Origin of the sequence: Pseudaquabacterium pictum (assembly GCF_005403045.1) — a bacterium.
GTDB classification, from domain to species: Bacteria; Pseudomonadota; Gammaproteobacteria; order Burkholderiales; family Burkholderiaceae_C; genus Pseudaquabacterium; species Pseudaquabacterium pictum.
In genome coordinates this window covers 258,708-276,520 of the sequence record NZ_BJCL01000003.1, presented here as the reverse complement: position 1 = coordinate 276,520, position 17,813 = coordinate 258,708, and the positions used below count along the sequence as shown (strand labels likewise).

General features: G+C 62.0%; 23 protein-coding genes. 16 read left to right on the top strand and 7 right to left on the bottom strand.

What is annotated here, in order from left to right:
* The first annotated feature begins 119 nt into the window (after positions 1-119).
* Positions 120-722 carry a YdeI/OmpD-associated family protein gene (locus FFT10_RS08225; protein ID WP_137732313.1) on the top strand — a complete coding sequence of 201 codons (603 nt, stop codon included), beginning with the start codon at positions 120-122 and terminating at the stop codon, positions 720-722.
* A 100-nt stretch (positions 723-822) separates the two neighbouring features.
* Here FFT10_RS08225 and FFT10_RS08220 read toward each other — a convergent pair whose 3' ends face one another.
* Together FFT10_RS08220 and FFT10_RS08215 are read right to left on the bottom strand one after the other, a co-directional pair.
* Positions 823-1,218 (bottom strand): type II toxin-antitoxin system VapC family toxin, encoded by a 396-nt coding sequence (locus FFT10_RS08220; RefSeq protein WP_137732312.1) that lies wholly within the window; start codon positions 1,216-1,218, stop codon positions 823-825.
* Complete coding sequence (locus tag FFT10_RS08215) at positions 1,215-1,448, bottom strand: FitA-like ribbon-helix-helix domain-containing protein (protein WP_228027008.1); 234 nt, start codon at positions 1,446-1,448, stop codon at positions 1,215-1,217. Before FFT10_RS08215 ends, FFT10_RS08220 begins: the two co-directional genes overlap by 4 nt.
* A gap of 256 nt (positions 1,449-1,704) precedes the next feature.
* Between FFT10_RS08215 and FFT10_RS08210 the strand changes: the two genes are divergently transcribed.
* From FFT10_RS08210 to FFT10_RS08175, 9 genes are all read left to right on the top strand, one after another.
* On the top strand, positions 1,705-2,094 hold the full coding sequence (locus tag FFT10_RS08210; protein WP_137732310.1) for a RidA family protein: 390 nt from the start codon (positions 1,705-1,707) through the stop codon (positions 2,092-2,094).
* Positions 2,095-2,300: 206 nt separating this feature from the next.
* Positions 2,301-2,576: a BrnT family toxin gene (locus tag FFT10_RS08205; protein ID WP_137732309.1), complete on the top strand. Its 276-nt coding sequence runs from the start codon at positions 2,301-2,303 to the stop codon at positions 2,574-2,576.
* Positions 2,533-2,832, top strand: a complete 300-nt coding sequence (locus FFT10_RS08200) for a BrnA antitoxin family protein (RefSeq protein WP_137732308.1) — start codon at positions 2,533-2,535, stop codon at positions 2,830-2,832. The genes FFT10_RS08205 and FFT10_RS08200 overlap by 44 nt, the downstream gene beginning before the upstream one ends.
* Positions 2,833-2,957: 125 nt before the next feature.
* A complete protein-coding gene (locus FFT10_RS08195; RefSeq protein ID WP_137732307.1) occupies positions 2,958-3,497 on the top strand; it encodes a hypothetical protein in 540 nt (179 codons plus the stop codon).
* A gap of 429 nt (positions 3,498-3,926) precedes the next feature.
* Positions 3,927-4,364, top strand: coding sequence for a VOC family protein (locus tag FFT10_RS28810; RefSeq protein ID WP_373282480.1), 438 nt, complete (start codon positions 3,927-3,929; stop codon positions 4,362-4,364).
* Between the two features lie 917 nt (positions 4,365-5,281).
* Positions 5,282-5,485 (top strand): type II toxin-antitoxin system VapB family antitoxin, encoded by a 204-nt coding sequence (locus FFT10_RS08190; protein ID WP_137732306.1) that lies wholly within the window; start codon positions 5,282-5,284, stop codon positions 5,483-5,485.
* On the top strand, positions 5,482-5,895 hold the full coding sequence (gene vapC, locus FFT10_RS28805) for a type II toxin-antitoxin system VapC family toxin (RefSeq protein ID WP_137732305.1): 414 nt from the start codon (positions 5,482-5,484) through the stop codon (positions 5,893-5,895). The genes FFT10_RS08190 and vapC overlap by 4 nt, the downstream gene beginning before the upstream one ends.
* Before the next feature lie 693 nt (positions 5,896-6,588).
* The gene (locus FFT10_RS08180) at positions 6,589-7,002 is read left to right on the top strand and encodes a hypothetical protein (protein ID WP_137732304.1); all 414 of its coding nucleotides are present in this window, start codon (positions 6,589-6,591) and stop codon (positions 7,000-7,002) included.
* Between the two features lie 150 nt (positions 7,003-7,152).
* Positions 7,153-7,668, top strand: coding sequence for a hypothetical protein (locus tag FFT10_RS08175; protein ID WP_137732303.1), 516 nt, complete (start codon positions 7,153-7,155; stop codon positions 7,666-7,668).
* Between the two features lie 302 nt (positions 7,669-7,970).
* Here the strand turns inward: FFT10_RS08175 and FFT10_RS08170 are convergent, their stop codons facing one another.
* Positions 7,971-9,068 (bottom strand): IS110 family RNA-guided transposase, encoded by a 1,098-nt coding sequence (locus tag FFT10_RS08170; RefSeq protein WP_137732302.1) that lies wholly within the window; start codon positions 9,066-9,068, stop codon positions 7,971-7,973.
* 211 nt (positions 9,069-9,279) lie between these two features.
* Between FFT10_RS08170 and FFT10_RS08165 the strand changes: the two genes are divergently transcribed.
* Positions 9,280-9,816 (top strand): helicase, encoded by a 537-nt coding sequence (locus FFT10_RS08165; RefSeq protein ID WP_137732301.1) that lies wholly within the window; start codon positions 9,280-9,282, stop codon positions 9,814-9,816.
* A 255-nt stretch (positions 9,817-10,071) separates the two neighbouring features.
* Positions 10,072-10,308, top strand: coding sequence for a hypothetical protein (locus FFT10_RS08160; RefSeq protein ID WP_137732300.1), 237 nt, complete (start codon positions 10,072-10,074; stop codon positions 10,306-10,308).
* Between the two features lie 21 nt (positions 10,309-10,329).
* Here FFT10_RS08160 and FFT10_RS08155 read toward each other — a convergent pair whose 3' ends face one another.
* Positions 10,330-10,944 (bottom strand): YitT family protein, encoded by a 615-nt coding sequence (locus FFT10_RS08155; RefSeq protein WP_137732299.1) that lies wholly within the window; start codon positions 10,942-10,944, stop codon positions 10,330-10,332.
* Between the two features lie 40 nt (positions 10,945-10,984).
* Positions 10,985-11,974 carry an NADP-dependent oxidoreductase gene (locus FFT10_RS08150; RefSeq protein WP_228027007.1) on the bottom strand — a complete coding sequence of 330 codons (990 nt, stop codon included), beginning with the start codon at positions 11,972-11,974 and terminating at the stop codon, positions 10,985-10,987.
* 129 nt (positions 11,975-12,103) lie between these two features.
* Here FFT10_RS08150 and FFT10_RS08145 point away from each other — a divergent pair, with 129 nt between their 5' ends.
* Positions 12,104-12,775 carry a hypothetical protein gene (locus tag FFT10_RS08145; protein ID WP_137732297.1) on the top strand — a complete coding sequence of 224 codons (672 nt, stop codon included), beginning with the start codon at positions 12,104-12,106 and terminating at the stop codon, positions 12,773-12,775.
* 9 nt (positions 12,776-12,784) lie between these two features.
* On the opposite strand, the gene FFT10_RS08140 is transcribed toward FFT10_RS08145, so the two are convergent.
* Both FFT10_RS08140 and FFT10_RS08135 read right to left on the bottom strand, forming a co-directional pair.
* Complete coding sequence (locus tag FFT10_RS08140; protein ID WP_137732296.1) at positions 12,785-12,988, bottom strand: DUF2805 domain-containing protein; 204 nt, start codon at positions 12,986-12,988, stop codon at positions 12,785-12,787.
* Between the two features lie 3 nt (positions 12,989-12,991).
* Positions 12,992-14,221: a saccharopine dehydrogenase family protein gene (locus FFT10_RS08135; RefSeq protein WP_137732295.1), complete on the bottom strand. Its 1,230-nt coding sequence runs from the start codon at positions 14,219-14,221 to the stop codon at positions 12,992-12,994.
* Positions 14,222-14,298: 77 nt separating this feature from the next.
* On the opposite strand from FFT10_RS08135, the gene FFT10_RS08130 reads away from it, so the two are divergent.
* From FFT10_RS08130 to FFT10_RS08120, 3 genes are all read left to right on the top strand, one after another.
* Positions 14,299-14,511 (top strand): SlyX family protein, encoded by a 213-nt coding sequence (locus tag FFT10_RS08130; protein ID WP_137732294.1) that lies wholly within the window; start codon positions 14,299-14,301, stop codon positions 14,509-14,511.
* Positions 14,512-14,815: 304 nt separating this feature from the next.
* Complete coding sequence (locus tag FFT10_RS08125) at positions 14,816-15,919, top strand: hydrogenase small subunit (protein WP_137732293.1); 1,104 nt, start codon at positions 14,816-14,818, stop codon at positions 15,917-15,919.
* A gap of 22 nt (positions 15,920-15,941) precedes the next feature.
* Positions 15,942-17,798 (top strand): nickel-dependent hydrogenase large subunit, encoded by a 1,857-nt coding sequence (locus FFT10_RS08120; RefSeq protein ID WP_137732292.1) that lies wholly within the window; start codon positions 15,942-15,944, stop codon positions 17,796-17,798.
* Positions 17,799-17,813 lie beyond the last annotated feature (15 nt).

Here is a 17,813-nt window from a genome sequence, read left to right as displayed (position 1 = left end):
CTAACCAATCACTCAACCGGACCCATTGCGGCGGGCGGCCAAAAGCCCGCCATTTCATTCTGGGCTTTTAGCCACACGCCGCAACGGTCCGGTTAGCTCAAACGTTAGGCCTCACCAAATTGACCGAAGCACCTCAACCATCAATACAACCGCTCACGCGCGGGGACTGGCGAATATGGCTTGAGCAGAATCACACTCGAACGACTGGCGTTTGGCTGGTGTCCTTCAAGAAGGACACTGGGAAGCCAAGATTCGAATACGATGAAGCTGTCGAAGAAGCTTTGTGTTTTGGATGGGTAGATAGCAAGCCCAACAAGTTGGATGCAGAACGTACCCTTCTATGGTTCGCGCCGCGAAAGTCCGGCACCGGCTGGTCAAGACCAAACAAGATCCGGGTTGATAGGCTGACTCAGGCCGGCCTGATGGCTGAAGCAGGCTTGCGCAAGGTCGAACTCGCGAAAGCAGACGGAACATGGTCGAAACTAGATGCCGTAGAAGACTTAATCGTCCCAGAGGACCTTGGTCAAGCGCTTGCGAGCTATCCGCAAGCCAGCGAGAACTTCAATCTGTTCCCAAGGTCTGTCAAACGTGGCATCCTAGAGTGGATCGTTAGTGCCAAGACCCCAGCAACACGGGCGAAACGCGTTACAGAAACGGCAACACTCGCGAGCAGAAATGAAAGGGCAAACCAATGGCGCCCGAAGACCTCGCGTGATGCCTAACCGTTCGCTCAACAGGACCCATTGCGGCATGCGGCAAAAGGCCCGCCATTTCATTCTGGGCCTTTAGCCACATGCCGCAACGGTCAGGTTAGCTCAAACGTTAGGCCGCAGAAATTGGCAGCGCGCGGTTCGGGAAGGCTCGTAAAAGCTTCTTGTCCATTGTGAAGAGCTTCGTGTCCAACTTCATCGCTAGAGCAACGAACTCGCAGTCGTACGCGGAGCAGTCGCTATCTCGACCAAGCTCCATAACTGCGCGGGATTCGACCTCATATTCACCGCCTGCCAACAGGCTTTCAGCTTCTGCCTGCAAGCTCACAGCTTGCTCAAAAGAAATGTCGTTCCGTCGCACATAGCCGGCCAAGATGTTTCGGAATTCGCTTCTCCAAAGAATCGGTGCGCTCCAGTCCGGAGCTCGCTCAAGTAGCGCTTCCGCCGCGGCCGTGTGCTCGCCTGGCAAGTACAGGTAGGCCAGCACGTTCGTATCAACTACGATCATGGCCTGCCATCTCGCTTCGCGTTCTCAATGTCCTCAGCAAAGAACGTCTGCCTTGGCAACGCAGCACGCAGTTCTCTGGCCCTGGCAAGCCTCTCGCTCGGCGCCAGCTTCGTCGGGAGCAGCACAGCCTCAAGGCACACAATCGCTTCGCTGTTCAAGCTTCGTCGGTGCATCTCTGCAGCGCTCTTCAACCGCTCGTACACGGCATCGGGTATGTTCTTCAACGTCAAGGTCGTGGGCATGTCTCACACCAAAAGGCAACCAATGTGGTTGCATTGTGGCACATGTAACCGCCTGGCGCCAGCCTGGCGCTGCGGCCTAACACTTCGCTCAACCGGACCCATTGCGGCATGCGGCTAAAGGGCCTCCATTTCATTCTGGGCCTTTAGCCACATACCGCAACGGTCCGGTTAGCTCAAACGTTAGACCCCACTATTCGAGACCTGCGCATTTCAGCATCTGATTGAACTCCAGGAGACCACACCCATGACTGCATTTATCAATCCGCAAGACGTTCACACGCCCACCGGATACAGCCACACGGCAGTGGTACCAACAGGCACAGAACTGATCTTCCTCTCTGGCCAAGTTGGCATCAAACCGGATGGGTCAGTTCCTTCGACTCTGGAAGAGCAGTCTGTTCAGATGTTCAACAACATCAAGTCCCTCCTACTTGCTCATGGACTAGATGCATCTTCTACCGTCAAGATCACGCTGTTTATTGTGGCTGGTCAAGACATCCGGGTTGTTCGCAGCGCACGCGCCCAGTTCCTTGGCGATCACAAGCCAACTTCTACTGCGGTGTTCATTTCTCAACTCGTCGATCCAAAATTGCTTGTCGAGTGCGAGGTCATCGCAGCCAAGCCTGCAAAATAGGCGTTTGCACAGCCAAGCAGTGTGGCCTAACCATTCGCTCAACCGGGCCCATTGCGGCATGCGGCTAAAGGCCCTCCATTTCATTCTGGGCCTTTAGCCACATACCGCAACGGCCCTGTTAGCTCAAACTTTAGGCGTCGGACTCGCAGCGCCTGTGGCTGATCAAGACCCTTGCAGTCTAGCGTTTTTGTATCTACACTTACCGCATGCGCATCGCGTTCGATCCCACCAAGCGGACCAAGACCCTAGAAGAGCGCGGACTGGACTTCCAAGACGCACAAGAAGTCTTCAAAGGCGTCACCATGGAGGTCGATGACGAACGAAAGGACTATGGCGAACGCCGTGTACTCTGCTTCGGGCTTCTTCGCGGACGCCTCGTAGTCGTGGGCTATACACCCCGCGGCGCTGTCAGACACATCTTCAGCATGCGAAAGGCAAATGATCGTGAGCAAACCCGCCTCGCCTCGTACTTTGGGCTCTGATCTCACCAAAGTGGATTCTCATGTGGTGAAGCCACATGAATACAAAGATCTCCCAGAACTGACAGATGGCATGCTGAAGCGCGCTGTCGTCAACAAAGGTGGGCGTCCTAAATCGGAGAACCCGCGGCAGCTGATCAGTCTTCGCCTTCCTCCTGAAGTCATTGAACGTTGGCGTTCAACAGGTCCAGGTTGGCAAACCAGGATGGCGGAGCGTTTGGCCAAAGGGCCCGTTCCTAGAGCCAAAACTGACGCCTAACAATTCGCTCAACCGGACCCATTGCGGCATGCGGCTAAAGGCCCGCCGTTTCATTCTGGGCCTTTAGCCACATGCCGCAACGGTCCGGTTAGCTCAAACGTTAGGCGTCACAAACAGAGGGCCGCATGCGTCGCATCATTGTCGACACCGAGTGGACCGCGACTCCCTGGTCAGAGCATCGCGATCTGCTGTGGATCAGCCTCGCCGACTCGGCAGGGGCAACCTTCTGCGGCTTCAACCTCGACTATCAGGTGCATCCGTCGTACGAGCAGTACACCGAGACGCTGCTTGCGATCATCACCCCTGATGTACCAAGACTGTCGCGACAAGCACTGTCTTCAGAAGTCCGACAGTTCTGCGGAGAGTCTGTCCAGTTCTGGGCCTGGATCCCAACCCTAACGAGCTTCACAGCCTGGGCGAAACTGGGTGCAGAGGCTGCCTCGGTCTACGAGCGCTGCCGCGACATCGACATCCAGATGCTCCGATCCTTGATCAACCCTTGGCCGAGTAGCTGGACGACCTCTGTTGAGGACCTAAATGCGGCCGCAACTACCGCTGGCGTAACGCTGCCCGAGCGATCTAAGAACCATCTCCATCCTCGTGCGCACGCTCTCTGGAACCAGCAGCTCTTTAACCTTATCCATTCAGCTCAGGGCGCGCAGTGACGACTAACCATTCACTCAACCGGACCCATTGCGGCATGCGGCTAAAGGCCCTCCATTTCATTCTGGTCCTTTAGCCACATACTGCAACGGTCCGGTTAGCTCAAACGTTATGCGCCGCAAACGCTCCCGAGTCCGCGATTCACTGGCAAGGCCAAGGTACTAAACCTACCGCGGTCAGTGCAATGGAAGCACAGCGCAGCGGTATAGTCCAAATAGATTGGACAACTCTTGGGCAGTGTATGCGAGTCTAGAAATTGATGTCAGTCTTCGTAAATTTTTAATAGGTCGCAATCTTCTAAGCGCAGCCTCCTAGCGCCATTTGCAGGTCTTTGGCGACGAAGCTCTCAAATTCTCGCAGCGGGCTGGGCAGCTTCTGCACCTATAGCAATTCAACTATCCCACTGTTGTCGACCAACTTTTGAACAACTCATGGCTCGAAAGCGTAGCGCCAACTCCTCCATCCCAGCTTGGCCACATAGATCAACCAATGTCCTAGTGGACGATTTCGAAGCCGCACTTCACTTCTATCGTGATCGCCTCGATTTTGATGTACTAGACGATGCCAACTCTTGCGACAGCCGCTACGTTGTATTGCGGCCAAAGGGCCCGGCTCAAATGAGCATCTGCCTAAGTCCAGGACTTCCGAGTCTTGCGCATGACAGGGAACATCACGGCTGCTATGCACCAATGCTATTTATTCACGCAGCAAACCCAGCGCACTATAGAAGTGAGCTAGAACTACGAGGCGTTTTGAATCAGCGAAGCGGAACTTCTTCAGAAAGCGATGAAGGAAGCTTCCAAATTTCGGATCCATCGGGAAACAACTGGTGGGTGATCCCGTTCCTACCGCCGAAGTGCGACGCCTAACCCCTCGCTCAACCGGACCCATTGCGGCATGCGGCTAAAGGCCCTACATTTCATTCTGGCCCTTTAGCCACATACCCCAACGGTCCGGTTAGCTCAAACGTTAGGCGTCACAAACACCCAAAGGTATTACTCAGTCAACGTAGACTATGCACTTTGAACGTTTTTTGAACGAAAAGTACGGGGTGGACCCAGATGACCCCTACGGCTGTAATTTGCTTATCGAACAAAACCGGCGGTTAGAAGAGTGGCAGCGTAATCGAGATCAGTTTCGGGCATCACTAGCCCCCCACTTGGAGAGGATTAGGTCGTCAATGACTACCAACATGTTGACCCCAGAAGAAATATGCATAACTACAGCCGAAATTTACGAACTAGCTTGGAAACATGGTCAGTATAGAATATCTGTCGCAGCTGAGATACTAGCGCATGCCCAAGGCTACTCAACGGGTTTTCCCCAGAAAATCTTCAAATCATGGTACGGCGAGGCCTTTCGTGACTCACCAATGGGTCGCGTCGAGAATCTTACAAACTTGCTCATCCAGGAATGCGAAGAGTTTTTAGCTTATCGCACACCTTCAAATGAGAAATTGACAGCACTGTTGACACGCATATAGAGCTTAAAGTGCTTTTTTGACTTTGGCCTCAAGTGTATGCGCCTGAGGGTTACAAATGAACACTTGCAGAAGAGCTATTTTGGGACTACTGCAGACAATGCAGTGACGCCTAACCATTCGCTCAACCGGACCCATTGCGGCATGCGGCTAGAGGCCCGCCATTTCATTCCGAGCCTTTAGCCACATACCGCAACGGTTCGGTTAGCTCAGACGTTAGCCATCAGAAACGCCACCCGCGCACTGCCAAGACTGTGATTGCTGCCGTCGCACAGGATGTGTAGACTGCCGACAAAGGAGTCACACATGGCCACCAACCTCGCCCTAGATCAAGACCTCCTGGAACGCGCCTTCCTCCTCAGCGGAGAAGCGACCAAGAAGGCTGCAGTCACACGCGCTCTGCAGGAGTTCATCGCCCGCCGCGAGCAGAAGCGCGTTGCCGAACTTTTCGGCAAGCTCGACTGGGACGCCTCGTTCGATTACAAAGCTGAGCGCTCTCGCGAGCCATGAGCCTGCTCGTAGACACAAGTGTTTGGTCTCTCGCACTCCGACGGGATGGGGAACTCCAAACGCTAGAAGTTGTTGCGCTGCGCAATGCTCTACTTGGAACCGATCAAGTATTCAGCACTGGTCTTGTGCTGCAGGAACTCCTGCAGGGCTTTGCTGGCCCCAAGGCGCGCGACAGCATCGTAGAACGATTCACTGCCCTGGCGTTCGTCGAACCGGACCGGCAGGATTACATTGACGCAGCTGAGATTCGGAATGCCTGTCGCAGGCATGGCGTTCAGATTGGAACCATCGACGCTTTGCTAATACAACTGGCGAGACGACACGACCTTCAGATCTTAACTGCTGACAATGATTTCAGATCAGCGTCATTGCACGTTGAATTTCGGCTTTGGGGTCCGACTGATGGCTAACCGTTCGCTCAACCGGACACATTGCGGCTTGCCGCCATTTGCCCGGTCATTTCATTCTGGGCCAAATGCCGTCACGCCGCAAGGTGCCTGTTAGCTAAAAAGTTAGGCCGCACAGTTGAGAAGCCGCGCCTAGATCGCGGCGTTGAATTCAAGCCAAGTGCTGGTCTGCAGGTTTCAATCCGTCGCGCAACTGGCCAGAGGAGAATCCAATATCGACTTGGCCGTCCTTCGGCGTCATCGCAGTTCGAAGCGTCAATTCGCTCCTGCACTTTCTATGTTGGGCCGGTTGCGCATCACAGGTCACTTGGCCAGTTTGTGGTTGGCGCTCCGCGCCGGCGTGATGCGCCGCGCAATCCAGTCTTGGGTGCGGCCCTTGTTGCACCACAGCACCTCATCGGTTAGCGTGGGCCGCATGCCGTTTGGCCCAGCGCTTGCGCCTCTTCCAGCATCGCCCTGCGCACGCGCCAGTCCAGTGCGCTCGTCCAAAGCTGGTTGGGTCTGCACACTTCCACCAGTGCGGCCAAATAGATCACTCAACCGGACCCATTGCGGCGTGTGGCTAAAGGCCCTCCATTTCATTCTGGGCCTTTAGCCGCACGCCGCAACGGTCCGATTAGCTTCAACGTTAGGCGTCGCAATCAATCGCCGTACTGGGCCATGCTGAACCGTACTGTGCCATCCACACTCGTGACGATGTCGAACATCCTTGTTGGGCCTAAAACACCAGTGACATGGTTACGCCAGCGAAGCTGGATGTTTCCGAGAAGCGCGTTTGCAGAACTCTGGGAGCACTCGATGGACGTTACGGTCAAGAAGAGAATTTACATTGCTTGGGCGCTAGTCGTCGTCGCAGCGGTCTTTGACTTCGGCTCTTCACGAGCGACCTGTGTCAACGGATTCGTGCGCGAATGCGATGGGTTTGACTTAGTGAATATTGTTTGCGGCATTGTTATAGTGGCGCTCACCTTTAAATACTGGAAAAGCCTGACCGACAGTTACCAAAGCACATTACCTGCCAAACTTGGTGTCGCATTTCTGGATATCGTTGGCGTCGGCGTACTTGTTTCTGGTTTTGATGGCAATTGTATTTGCCCGAGGTCTTTCTAGGCTCGAAGCAGCGACGCCTAACCATTCGCTCAACCGAACCCATTGCGGTATGTGGCTAAAGACCCTCCATTTGATTCTGGGCCTTTAGCCACATACCGCAACGGTCCGGCTAGCTCAAACGTTAGGTCGCACACCAAGGACCAGCACATCATGTATCCCCATCTCCACATCGCAGTGGCCGCCGTTTTTATCGGAGTGCTTGCTACACCCGCTCAGGCACAATCCGACACGCCACAGTTTGGAATCAAGTCCGATCGTCCGCCCACAGGATCGATGATCCGACGAGAGGCAGTGAGCGGAAGCAGAATTCCGATAAATAGGCCCTACGAAAAGCTAACTGAATCGGAACGCGAGCAGGTAAGGAACTGGTACGAGTCCATGCCAGAGGCCGACGAACCACCATTTCCCAAAGACGGCTTACGGCCCATCCTCGATGCTCTTCGCAAGGCCCAAGATAAGCTTTTTGTCACTGGCGACCTTTTTCCAATCGCAACAGTTGACTCCACTGGCGTAGTTACCAACGTCAAGGCTATCGGATCGCCAAGCCCCGAGATGGTCAGGTTTGCATCGTCTGTCATGTTGCTAACGAGATTCAAGCCTGCGGTCTGCACCGGATCTCCGTGCCAAATGGAGTTCCCGCTCTGGCAGATATTCCGCGTAGAGTAGTGACAGTGCGGCCTAACCCTTCTCCAGGGACTCCCCAACCGGTCAACGGTTTGAATTGACTCTCGAATCGAGTCGATTGATTTCGCAGCAGCGCAATGCGTTGATATCCCCGACAAGGGACAGACTGCACATCTACAGGCGGGCTTGTTTTGGTGTTGCACCGAGACCCCAGATACGAACCGCTCTGCAGGACTCCATTCGCTCAACGCGTCTTTGGTCCTTGAGGGTTACCGAGTTCACCTGCCGCCGGTCTGACCTGTGGTGATATCTGCGTGTCGCGTCTGCGGTGGAATCGATTCTCTTCAGGTTTCCGGGCATTGGCTCAAGGCGCAATGTGGCGCCGGGCGCTCGGGCAGGTGATTCGCGTCGAACTCGCCATCCCGGGTGAGCATCGCCCACAGGATGCGCGCGTTCTTGTTGGCCAGCGCCACCACCGCTTTCTGCCAGCCTGCCCGCTCCTTCACTTGCACCAGCCACTGGCTGATGCGGTCGCTGCGTTTGTGCGCCGTCATCACGGCCGACTTCGCGCCCTGGATCAACAACGTGCGCAAGTCGTCGTCGCCGCGTTTGGTGATGCGGCCCAGGCTGGCCCTGCCGCCGGTGGAGTTCTGGCCAGGCACCAGGCCCAACCAGGCGCTGAACTGCTTGGCGCTGGCGAACTGCGAGAAGTCGTCAACGCTTGCCACCAGCGCTGACGCGCCGATCGGACCAATCCCCTGCAGAGCCGCAGCCTTGCTGGCCCGCTCATCGCTGCGCACGTGGGTCCCGATGCGTTCTTCGCACCACTTCATCTGCAAGTTCAACTCGATCCAGTGCAGGTGCGCTCGTTGCAGCACCAGGCGGGCGATGCCGGTGCGTTCATTGCTGCCATCCTCGATCAATTCGGCCAGCACCCGGCGCAGCGCTTCGGGGCTTTGCGGGAAGCTCATGCCGAACTCGACCAGCACGCCGCGGATGCGGTTGATCAACGCGGTGCGTTCGGCCTTGTCGCCTTCGCGCAGGCGGTGCACGCTGAGCTGGCCCTGCTGCTCGGTTGTCTTCACCGGCACGAACCGCATGTGCGGCCGGCCCGCAGCCTCGCAGATCGCCGCAGGATCGTTCGCGTCGTTCTTCCCGCTCTTGCCGGCCATGCGGTACGGCGTGACGAAATGGCCCGCGATCAGCCTCGCATCCAGGCCCAGCGAGCGCAGCCGCCTCGCCACATGGTGCGCACCACCGCACGCCTCCACCGCCACCTCACAGCCAGCTGGCAACTGCGCGCACCAGGCGAAGAACTTCTCCGGCGCCATCGGCTCGGCCATCACCACCCGACCCGCCCGGTCCACTGCGTGCACCTGGAACACGCGCTTGGACAGATCCACCCCTACCCGTGCGGCCTCGCCGCGTGTAACCTCCGCCATGACTTCCCCTTTCCGCTCAGATTGAACTTCCGCAAGTCAATCTTGGTACCTCGATACCGTCTCAGGGCTGGGGAAGTCCCTTCGTATTCGCTCAACCGGACCCATTCCGATATGCGTCCAAAGGCCCGGCATTTCATTCCAGACCTATGGTCAAATATCCCAACGGCCCGGTTGGTTCAAACGCTAGGCCGCTGACACCAACAACGTCGCTATGCCACAGCATGAATTCATGCGGATGCGCGAAGAGGAGATCACAGTTGGAGGACTGTCGGGATTGGAACTGCTCGCGCGCCTGGAAGAATCTGACATCCAACTGAATGAGATTGCGCGGAAAATATTGAAGGGTCAGAACTTCAAGTTTTGCGTATCGACCTACCGGGTCAAGGTCACCATTCAGTCATTGAACGAATTGGGCTTGCCAAATGGCGGGACGCTTGGCGAAGCAATCGATGCCGCGGCGGCGCTTGGCTACAGACTTTGTCCTCTTGAGCTGGGCCCACATCTTCGACTTGCTTATCTGAATCAAGAGGAAGGTTCAGTTGGCTTTGAACCCAGCAAGCATCAGGCGCCACCGCAATCCATCACGGTGGTCGATCAACGTCCCGACAAGGACCAGTCCGAGTACCAAGGCTTCTATCTGCGTCGCATCGATGGCAAGCTCTGGCTGCGGGGTTACACATCTTGGTCTGGCCATGTCTGGCAGCCGAGTGACATGCTTGCCTTCACAGTCCCCCACAACGCGACCTGACCATCCGCTCAACCGGACCCATGGCGTCATGCGGCAAAGCGCCCGCCGCCGCCCCGTTTCACGCTGGGCGTCCAGCCAGTAAGATCGGAGTTGCGGGTGTGCGGTGTTGGACTGCCTAGATGTGCACAAGACCAGCACCGGGACTTCCGGCAAGACACAACAACAAGAACCAATCAGCGAGGGCTTGGCATCTGCCAGGCCCTTTGTCGTTCTGCGATCCCCTGAATCCGACTGCACGCCACCATGTCTGCTCCGATGACCCCTCCCCAGCTCGACGGCCTGGCCATGGCCGACCTCCAGCGCCTGCTGGCCCAGACCGATGCCGCCATCGCCGAACGCCGTGTCGAAGAACTGAAAGTGCTGGCGGACGGCTTCGCCCGCAAGCTCGCGGTCAACGGTTTCTCGGTCAAGGAAGGCATCGACGCGCTCAAGCCGTACATCGGCAAGAACCTGCGGCCGAATCTGCAGCCCAGGCAAGACCAGTCGGCCTGATGCCGCACGGCGGCGCCGCGCTCAGAGCACGGCGTAGCGCCCGGGCTTGTGGTTGATCGCGATGAACAGGTTCATCACCATCGCGGCCAGCACCGACCAGCCCACCTGAACAGCCGGCAGCACCGTCAGCGCCAGCGCCAACACGCTGCAGTCAATGGCCATCTGCACCTTGCCGGCGCGCCAGCCATGGGCGCGCTGCAGGTACAGCGACACGATGGTGGCGCCGCCCAGGCTGGCATGGTGCCGCGCCAGGAACAGGCAGCCCGAGCCCAGCAGCAGCCCGCCCAGCACTGCGGCGTACAGTGGGTGCAGCCTGTCGATGGCGAACAGCCGGGGCGACCACTCGGTCATGGCCGACAGCAGCGTGATGGCGGCAAAGGTCTTCAGCGTGAAGACCCGGCCCATGCGTTGCCAGGCAAACCAGTAGAACGGCAGGTTGATCAGGAAGAACAGCTTGCCCAGGCTGACGCCGGTGGCGTAGTGCAGCAGAAACGCAGCGCCTGCCGTGCCGCCAGTGATCAGGCCGGCCTGGCCGAACAGGATCAGCGCCAGCGACACGAACAGCGTGCCGGTGAAGATCGCCTGCACATCCTCGAAGGCGGTGTGGCCGGCCACGGCCTTTGCGGTGCTGGACATGCCCCAAAGCACGCAGGAAGCATGCCGCTGCCGCGGCGCGCTACTCGGGCGCCACCTGCACCAGCCGCTTGCCCATGGCCTCGCCCTTGAACAGGCCCACCAGCGCGGCGGGCGCCTGGGCCAGGCCGCCCGGCACGATGTCCTCGTCGAACCAGAGTTCACCGCTGCGCAGCCAGGGCGCCACCCGGGCCTGGTAGGCCGGCAAGTGGTGCACATGGTCGTAGATGATGAAGCCGGTCATCGTGATGCGCTTGGTCAGCACCGCCTGCAGGCCGCGGATGCCGGCATCCCCCTCGGTGTTGTAGGCCGAGATCATCCCGCACACCGGAAAACGTGCCGCCGCGTTGGCATGGCGCAGCGCCGCCTCCAGCGTGGTGCCGCCCACGTTGTCGAAGTAGACATCGATGCCGCGCGGGCAGTGGCTGCGCAGCGCCTCGTCCGGTGGCGTGGTCTTGTAGTTGAAGACTGCGTCGAAACCACCACGCGCCAGCAGGTGGGCACGCTTGGCCTCGCTGCCCACCGAGCCCACCACCCGCGCACCGGCCCGCTTGGCAAACTGGCCAGCCAGCTGGCCGACGGCGCCCGCCGCCGACGAGACATAGACCGTGTCGCCAGGCACCGGCTGGCCGATCTGGATGGCACCGATCCAGGCCGTGAGCCCGGGCATGCCCAGCACCGACACCGCATGGCTGATGCGCCCCAGCGCCGGGTCGATCTTGTGCAGGCCCTCGCCGCGGGGCACGCGCACCCGCTCGGCCCAGTCGAGGAAGCCCCAGACATGCTCACCCACCGCAAACCGTGCGTTGCGCGAGGCGATCACCCGCGCCACCACCCGCGAGACGATGGGCGCACCCAGCGCAAAGCCCGGCGCATACGACGGCCCTTCGTTCATGCGGCCGCGCAGGTACGGGTCCAGCGAGAGGTAGACGCTCTGCAGCAGCACGTCCTCGGGGCCGATCTCGGGTTCGGCCACGTCCTCGGTGGCGAAGCAGCCTTCGTCGACCCAGCCCACGGGCCGCCTGGCCAGCACGATGCGTGTGTTAATCGGGCCACTGTAGCGCCGGGCTCGGGTCTGGCGCCCGCCATCCGGGAAGGCACCTAGCAATGGAACGGCCCGCTCGCACGTAAATCGGGTTCCACCTTTCCAGGAGACGTTTCCATGCCCAACCTCCGCCTGCCCCTGCGCAGCCTGGCCGCCGCCACCCTTGCCGCCGGCCTGCTGGCCGGCTGTGCCAGCACGCCCACCACCGGGCCGATGGGCTTCTTCGTCACCAGCACCGGCAGTGGCAAGGGCGCCGACCTGGGCGGGCTGGACGGCGCCGATGCCCACTGCAAGCGCCTGGCCACCGCGGCAGGCGCCGGCCAGCGCAACTGGCGCGCCTACCTCAGCGCCAGCGCGGTGGGCACCACCCAAGCCGCGGTGCATGCGCGCGACCGCATCGGCAAGGGCCCCTGGTACAACGCCAAGGGCACGCTGATCGCCGCCGACCTGGCGCAGCTGCACGGCGACAATGGCATCACCAAGGCCAATGCGCTGGACGAGCGCGGCAATCTGGTGAAGGGCCGCGGCGACACGCCGAACGAGCACGACATCCTCACCGGATCGCGCCCCGACGGCACCGCCTTCTCGCCCATGCCCAACCTCACCTGCGGCAACTGGACGAGCAGCGGCGAGGGTGCCGCGATGATCGGCCACCATGACCGCACCGGCCTGGTGACCGACCCCTGGGCGCTGAGCTGGAACTCCTCGCACCAGACCCGCGGCTGCGGCCAGGAGGCGCTGAAATCCACCGGCGGCGCCGGGCTGTTCTACTGCTTCGCCGCGGACTGATCCGCAGCATCAGCGCCCCGGCTTGCCCCGGGTGCGCGCGGTCCACACCTTGTAGGCGTTGGGCGTCAGCTCGCGCTTGAGCAGCTGCACCACCTGGCCGGGGTTCAGGCCATGCAGGCGCAGCACCCGGTCGAACGGCGGCTGGTCGTCCCAGGCGGTGGCGATGATGCGTTCGATCTCGTCGGCCGACAGCCGCGGCACGGGCTTGGCCATCGCTCAGTCCTTCAGCACAAACCGCAGGCCGGCATGGGCCTGCAGGCGCCGCAGCAGGGCCAGGCCCATGGCGGCACCGGGCGTCCACACGCCACCGGGCGTGGCCTGGCGCGGCACATCCTGCAGCAGGCACAGCGCGGCCTCGGCCAGCATGCGCGATGTGGAGCCGTAGCCCGGGTCGCGGTCACCGTGCACCGTGGCCGCCAGGCTGCGGCCGTCCACCGTCTGGCCGGTGAACAGCAGGTCGTAGCTGCCGGCCTCGCGCTGGCGGCGACTGGGGCCCTGACCAGGCTGCGGCAAGGCCAGGCGGCCGATCAGCGCCCGCGCAGGTGACCAGGCCAGCGCCAGGTTCTGCAACCGTGTGCCCCCGGCCAGCAACTCGGCCGCCACCCGGCCGCCCAGGCCGCGGCCGGTCACCAGGCGCTCGTCGTAGGCGAAGTCGCGGCCCCAGGGATGGCCGCGCAGGGCATTGCTGCGGTGCACGTTCTTGGTGTTGATCATCGCCATCACGAACGGGCCGCTCCAGGCGCCGCCGGGCCGGTCCTGGTGCGCGCCACCGCCGTCGGGCTGCACCGGGCCGTGCCAGCCGGGTGTCAAGGCGAACGGGTCGGCCAGCAGACGGGCCGCTGCCGGGTTGCCATCGATGGCCTCCAGCGTGGCCAGCATGCTGGCTGCCGTGCCGCCCGACAGGCCGCCGCGCAGGCGCTGCACCCGGCCCTGCACCCGCTGCAACGGCTGGCCAAAGCGCTGCTGCGCCTCGGTCTGCAGGAACAGCACGCCCAGGTCGAACGGCACCGAATCAAAGCCGCAGGAGAACACGATGCGCGCCCCGCTGGTGGCCGCCGGCGCCTGCAGCTTGCGGATCATCTGCGCCATCCACAGCGGCTCGCCGCACAGGTCCACGTAGTCGGTGCCGGCCTCGGCACAGGCCGTGGCCAGTGCCGTGCCATGCCGGGTGTAGGGGCCGACGGTGGTGATCACCAGCCGGGTCTGGCGCACCAGGCTGGCCAGCGCGGCGGGGTCGGTGGCGTCGGCGGTCAGCAGGGGCAGCGTGGCGGGCGCGCCGATGGCCTGCCGCACGGCGGCCAGGCGCTCGGCACTGCGGCCGGCCAGCGCCCAGCGGAAACCGGCGCCGGCCTGGGCGCGGGCCAGCAGGACCTCGGCGACCAGCCGGCCGGTGAAGCCGGTGGCGCCGAACAGCACCACGTCGACGGGCAGGGCGGGGTTGTGCATGCGGCCATGGTCGCACATGCGCGGGCCGGCACCGGCGGGGCGACAATCCGGGCCCGCGACCGCCCTGCCCGCCTGCCATGTCCGCCCTGGAACAACGCCTCACCGACCTGGAGATCAAGGCCAGCTTCCAGGAAGACGCGCTGGACCAGCTGAACGCGGTGGTGGTGCGCCAGCAGCAGCAGATCGACGCGCTGCTGCGCGAGCTGGCGGCCCTGCGCGACCAGCTGCCCGATGCCGACGGGGCACGGCCCTTCCGCAGCCTGCGCGACGAGCTGCCGCCGCACTACTGACCCGGCGCAGCACGGCGCCAGCCCGCCGGCAACCCGGCTTCCACTTCGCCTGGCCGCCTGGCAGCCCGGCTGCCACTGCCTGGCATGCCGTGCCTGGGCTGGCGCTGTCTCGCCGGAAGAAGTTGCGTCAGATCAAGCACTTGCAGCGGCCTCTCGGTGCTTACCCGCGGCGCAGGTCCGGCGGGTATGCAACTTGTGTTGTTCCTGGCACTGCCAGCGCCCCCAGGACCTGGCGGCCACCAGCGGCCCCAACGGCCAGCCGGGCCAGAACAACCACCAGCCGACGATCCGGAGGAGACCCCGCATGGAGACTTTCTACGAGGTGATGCGACGCCAGGGCATTTCGCGCCGCAGCTTCCTCAAATACTGCTCGCTCACCGCCACATCCCTGGGGCTGGGCCCGGCCTTCGTGCCGCAGATCGCCCACGCGATGGAGACCAAGCCGCGCACGCCGGTGCTGTGGCTGCACGGGCTGGAATGCACCTGCTGCAGCGAGAGCTTCATCCGCAGCGCCCACCCGCTGGCCAAGGACGTGGTGCTGTCGATGATCAGCCTGGACTACGACGACACCCTGATGGCCGCCGCCGGCCACCAGGCCGAGGCCATCCTGGAAGAGGTGATGGCCAAGTACAAGGGCAACTACATCCTGGCGGTGGAGGGCAACCCGCCGCTCAACCAGGACGGCATGAGCTGCATCATCGGCGGCAAGCCCTTCATCGAGCAGCTCAAGCACGTGGCCAAGGATGCCAAGGCCATCATCAGCTGGGGCTCGTGCGCCAGCTGGGGCTGCGTGCAGGCGGCCAAGCCCAACCCCACGCAGGCCACGCCGGTGCACAAGGTGATCTTCGACAAGCCCATCATCAAGGTGCCCGGCTGCCCGCCGATCGCCGAGGTGATGACCGGCGTCATCACCTACATGCTGACCTTCGACCGCATCCCCGAGCTGGACCGCCAGGGCCGGCCCAAGATGTTCTACAGCCAGCGCATCCACGACAAGTGCTACCGCCGGCCGCACTTCGACGCCGGCCAGTTCGTCGAGGCCTGGGACGACGAGAGCGCGCGCCGCGGCTACTGCCTCTACAAGGTGGGCTGCAAGGGCCCTACCACCTACAACGCCTGCAGCACGGTGCAGTGGAACGAGGGCACCAGCTTCCCGATCAAGGCCGGCCACGGCTGCATCGGCTGCAGCGAGGACGGCTTCTGGGACAAGGGCTCGTTCTACAGCCGGCTGACCGACATCCATGCCTTCGGCGTGGAGGCCAATGCCGACCAGATCGGCGGCACCGCGGCCGGCGTGGTGGGCGCGGCGGCGGTGGCACATGCGGCGGTCTCGGCCATCAAGCGGGCCACCGACAAGAGCGTGGCCGACAAGACCGCCGACCACGCCAGCGACAAGACAACGGCCTGAGCGCCAGACGGAGAACCGCAGCATGGGCGCGTACGAAACACAAGGCTTCAAGATGGACAACACCGGCCGGCGCATCGTCGTCGACCCGGTCACCCGCATCGAGGGCCACATGCGCTGCGAGGTCAACCTCGACAGCAACAACGTCATCCGCAACGCGGTGTCCACCGGCACCATGTGGCGCGGGCTGGAAGTCATCCTCAAGGGCCGTGATCCGCGCGATGCCTGGGCGTTCGTGGAGCGCATCTGCGGCGTGTGCACCGGCTGCCATGCGCTGACCAGCGTGCGTGCGGTGGAGGATGCGCTGGGCATCCGCATCCCGAAGAACGCGCACCTGATCCGCGAGATCATGGCCAAGACCCTGCAGGTGCATGACCATGCGGTGCACTTCTACCACCTGCATGCACTCGACTGGGTGGACGTGGTCTCGGCGCTGAAGGCCGACCCGAAGAAGACCAGCGAGCTGCAGACCCTGGTCTCTCCCCAACACCCGTTGTCAGCGGCCGGCTATTTCCGCGACATCCAGAACCGGCTGAAGAAGTTCGTCGAGAGCGGCCAGCTCGGCCCCTTCATGAACGGCTACTGGGGCAGCAAGGCCTATGTGCTGCCGCCCGAGGCCAACTTGATGGCCGTGACCCACTACCTGGAGGCCCTGGACCTGCAGAAGGAATGGGTCAAGGTGCACACCATCTTCGGTGGCAAGAATCCGCATCCCAACTACCTGGTGGGCGGCGTGCCCTGCGCCATCAACATCGACGGCGACGGCGCCGCCGGCGCGCCGATCAACATGGAGCGGCTGAACTTCGTGCAGGCCCGCATCCAGGAGATGATCGACTTCAACAACAACGTCTACGTCCCTGACGTGCTGGCCATCGGCACGCTCTACAAGCAGGCTGGCTGGCTGTATGGCGGCGGCCTGGCCGCCACCAACGTGATGGACTACGGCACCTACGAGAAGGTGCCCTACGACACCAGCACCCAGCAGCTGCCCGGCGGCGCCATCCTGGGCGGCGATTGGAGCAAGATCCTGCCGGTGGACCCACGCGACCCGGAGCAGGTTCAGGAGTTCGTGCCCCACAGCTGGTACAAGTACGCCGACGAGACCAAGGGCCTGCACCCCTGGGACGGCGTGACCGAACCCAACTACGAGCTGGGCAAGGCCACCAAGGGCACACGCACCAACATCCAGGAGATCGACGAGAGCGCCAAGTACTCGTGGATCAAGAGCCCGCGCTGGCGCGGCCATGCGATGGAGGTAGGTCCGCTGTCGCGCTACATCCTGGGCTATGCCCATGCGCTGCAGGGCAACAAGAACAGCCTGCGGGTGAAGGAACAGATCGAGTCCTCGGCCGCCGCCATCAACAGCGGCATCCCCAAGGCCCTGGGTCTCCCCGAGACGCAGTTCACCGCCAAGCAACTGCTGCCCACCACCATCGGCCGCACCCTGGCCCGCGCGCTGGAATCGCAGTATTGCGCCGAGATGATGATGGACGACTACCACGCGCTGGTGGCCAACATCAAGGCCGGTGACCGCGCCACCGCCAACGTCGAAAAGTGGGATCCGAGCACCTGGCCCAAGGAGGCCAAGGGCGTGGGCACGGTGGCCGCGCCGCGCGGCGCACTGGGCCACTGGATCCGCATCAAGGACGGCCGCATCGAGAACTACCAGTGCGTGGTGCCCACCACCTGGAACGGCAGCCCGCGTGACAACAAGGGCCAGATCGGCGCCTTCGAGGCCAGCCTGATGAACACGCCCATGGCCAACCCGGAGCAGCCGCTGGAGATCCTGCGCACGCTGCACAGCTTCGACCCCTGCCTGGCCTGCAGCACCCATGTGATGAGCCCCGACGGCGCCGAGCTGGCCCACGTCAAGGTGCGCTGACGAACGCACCACCCC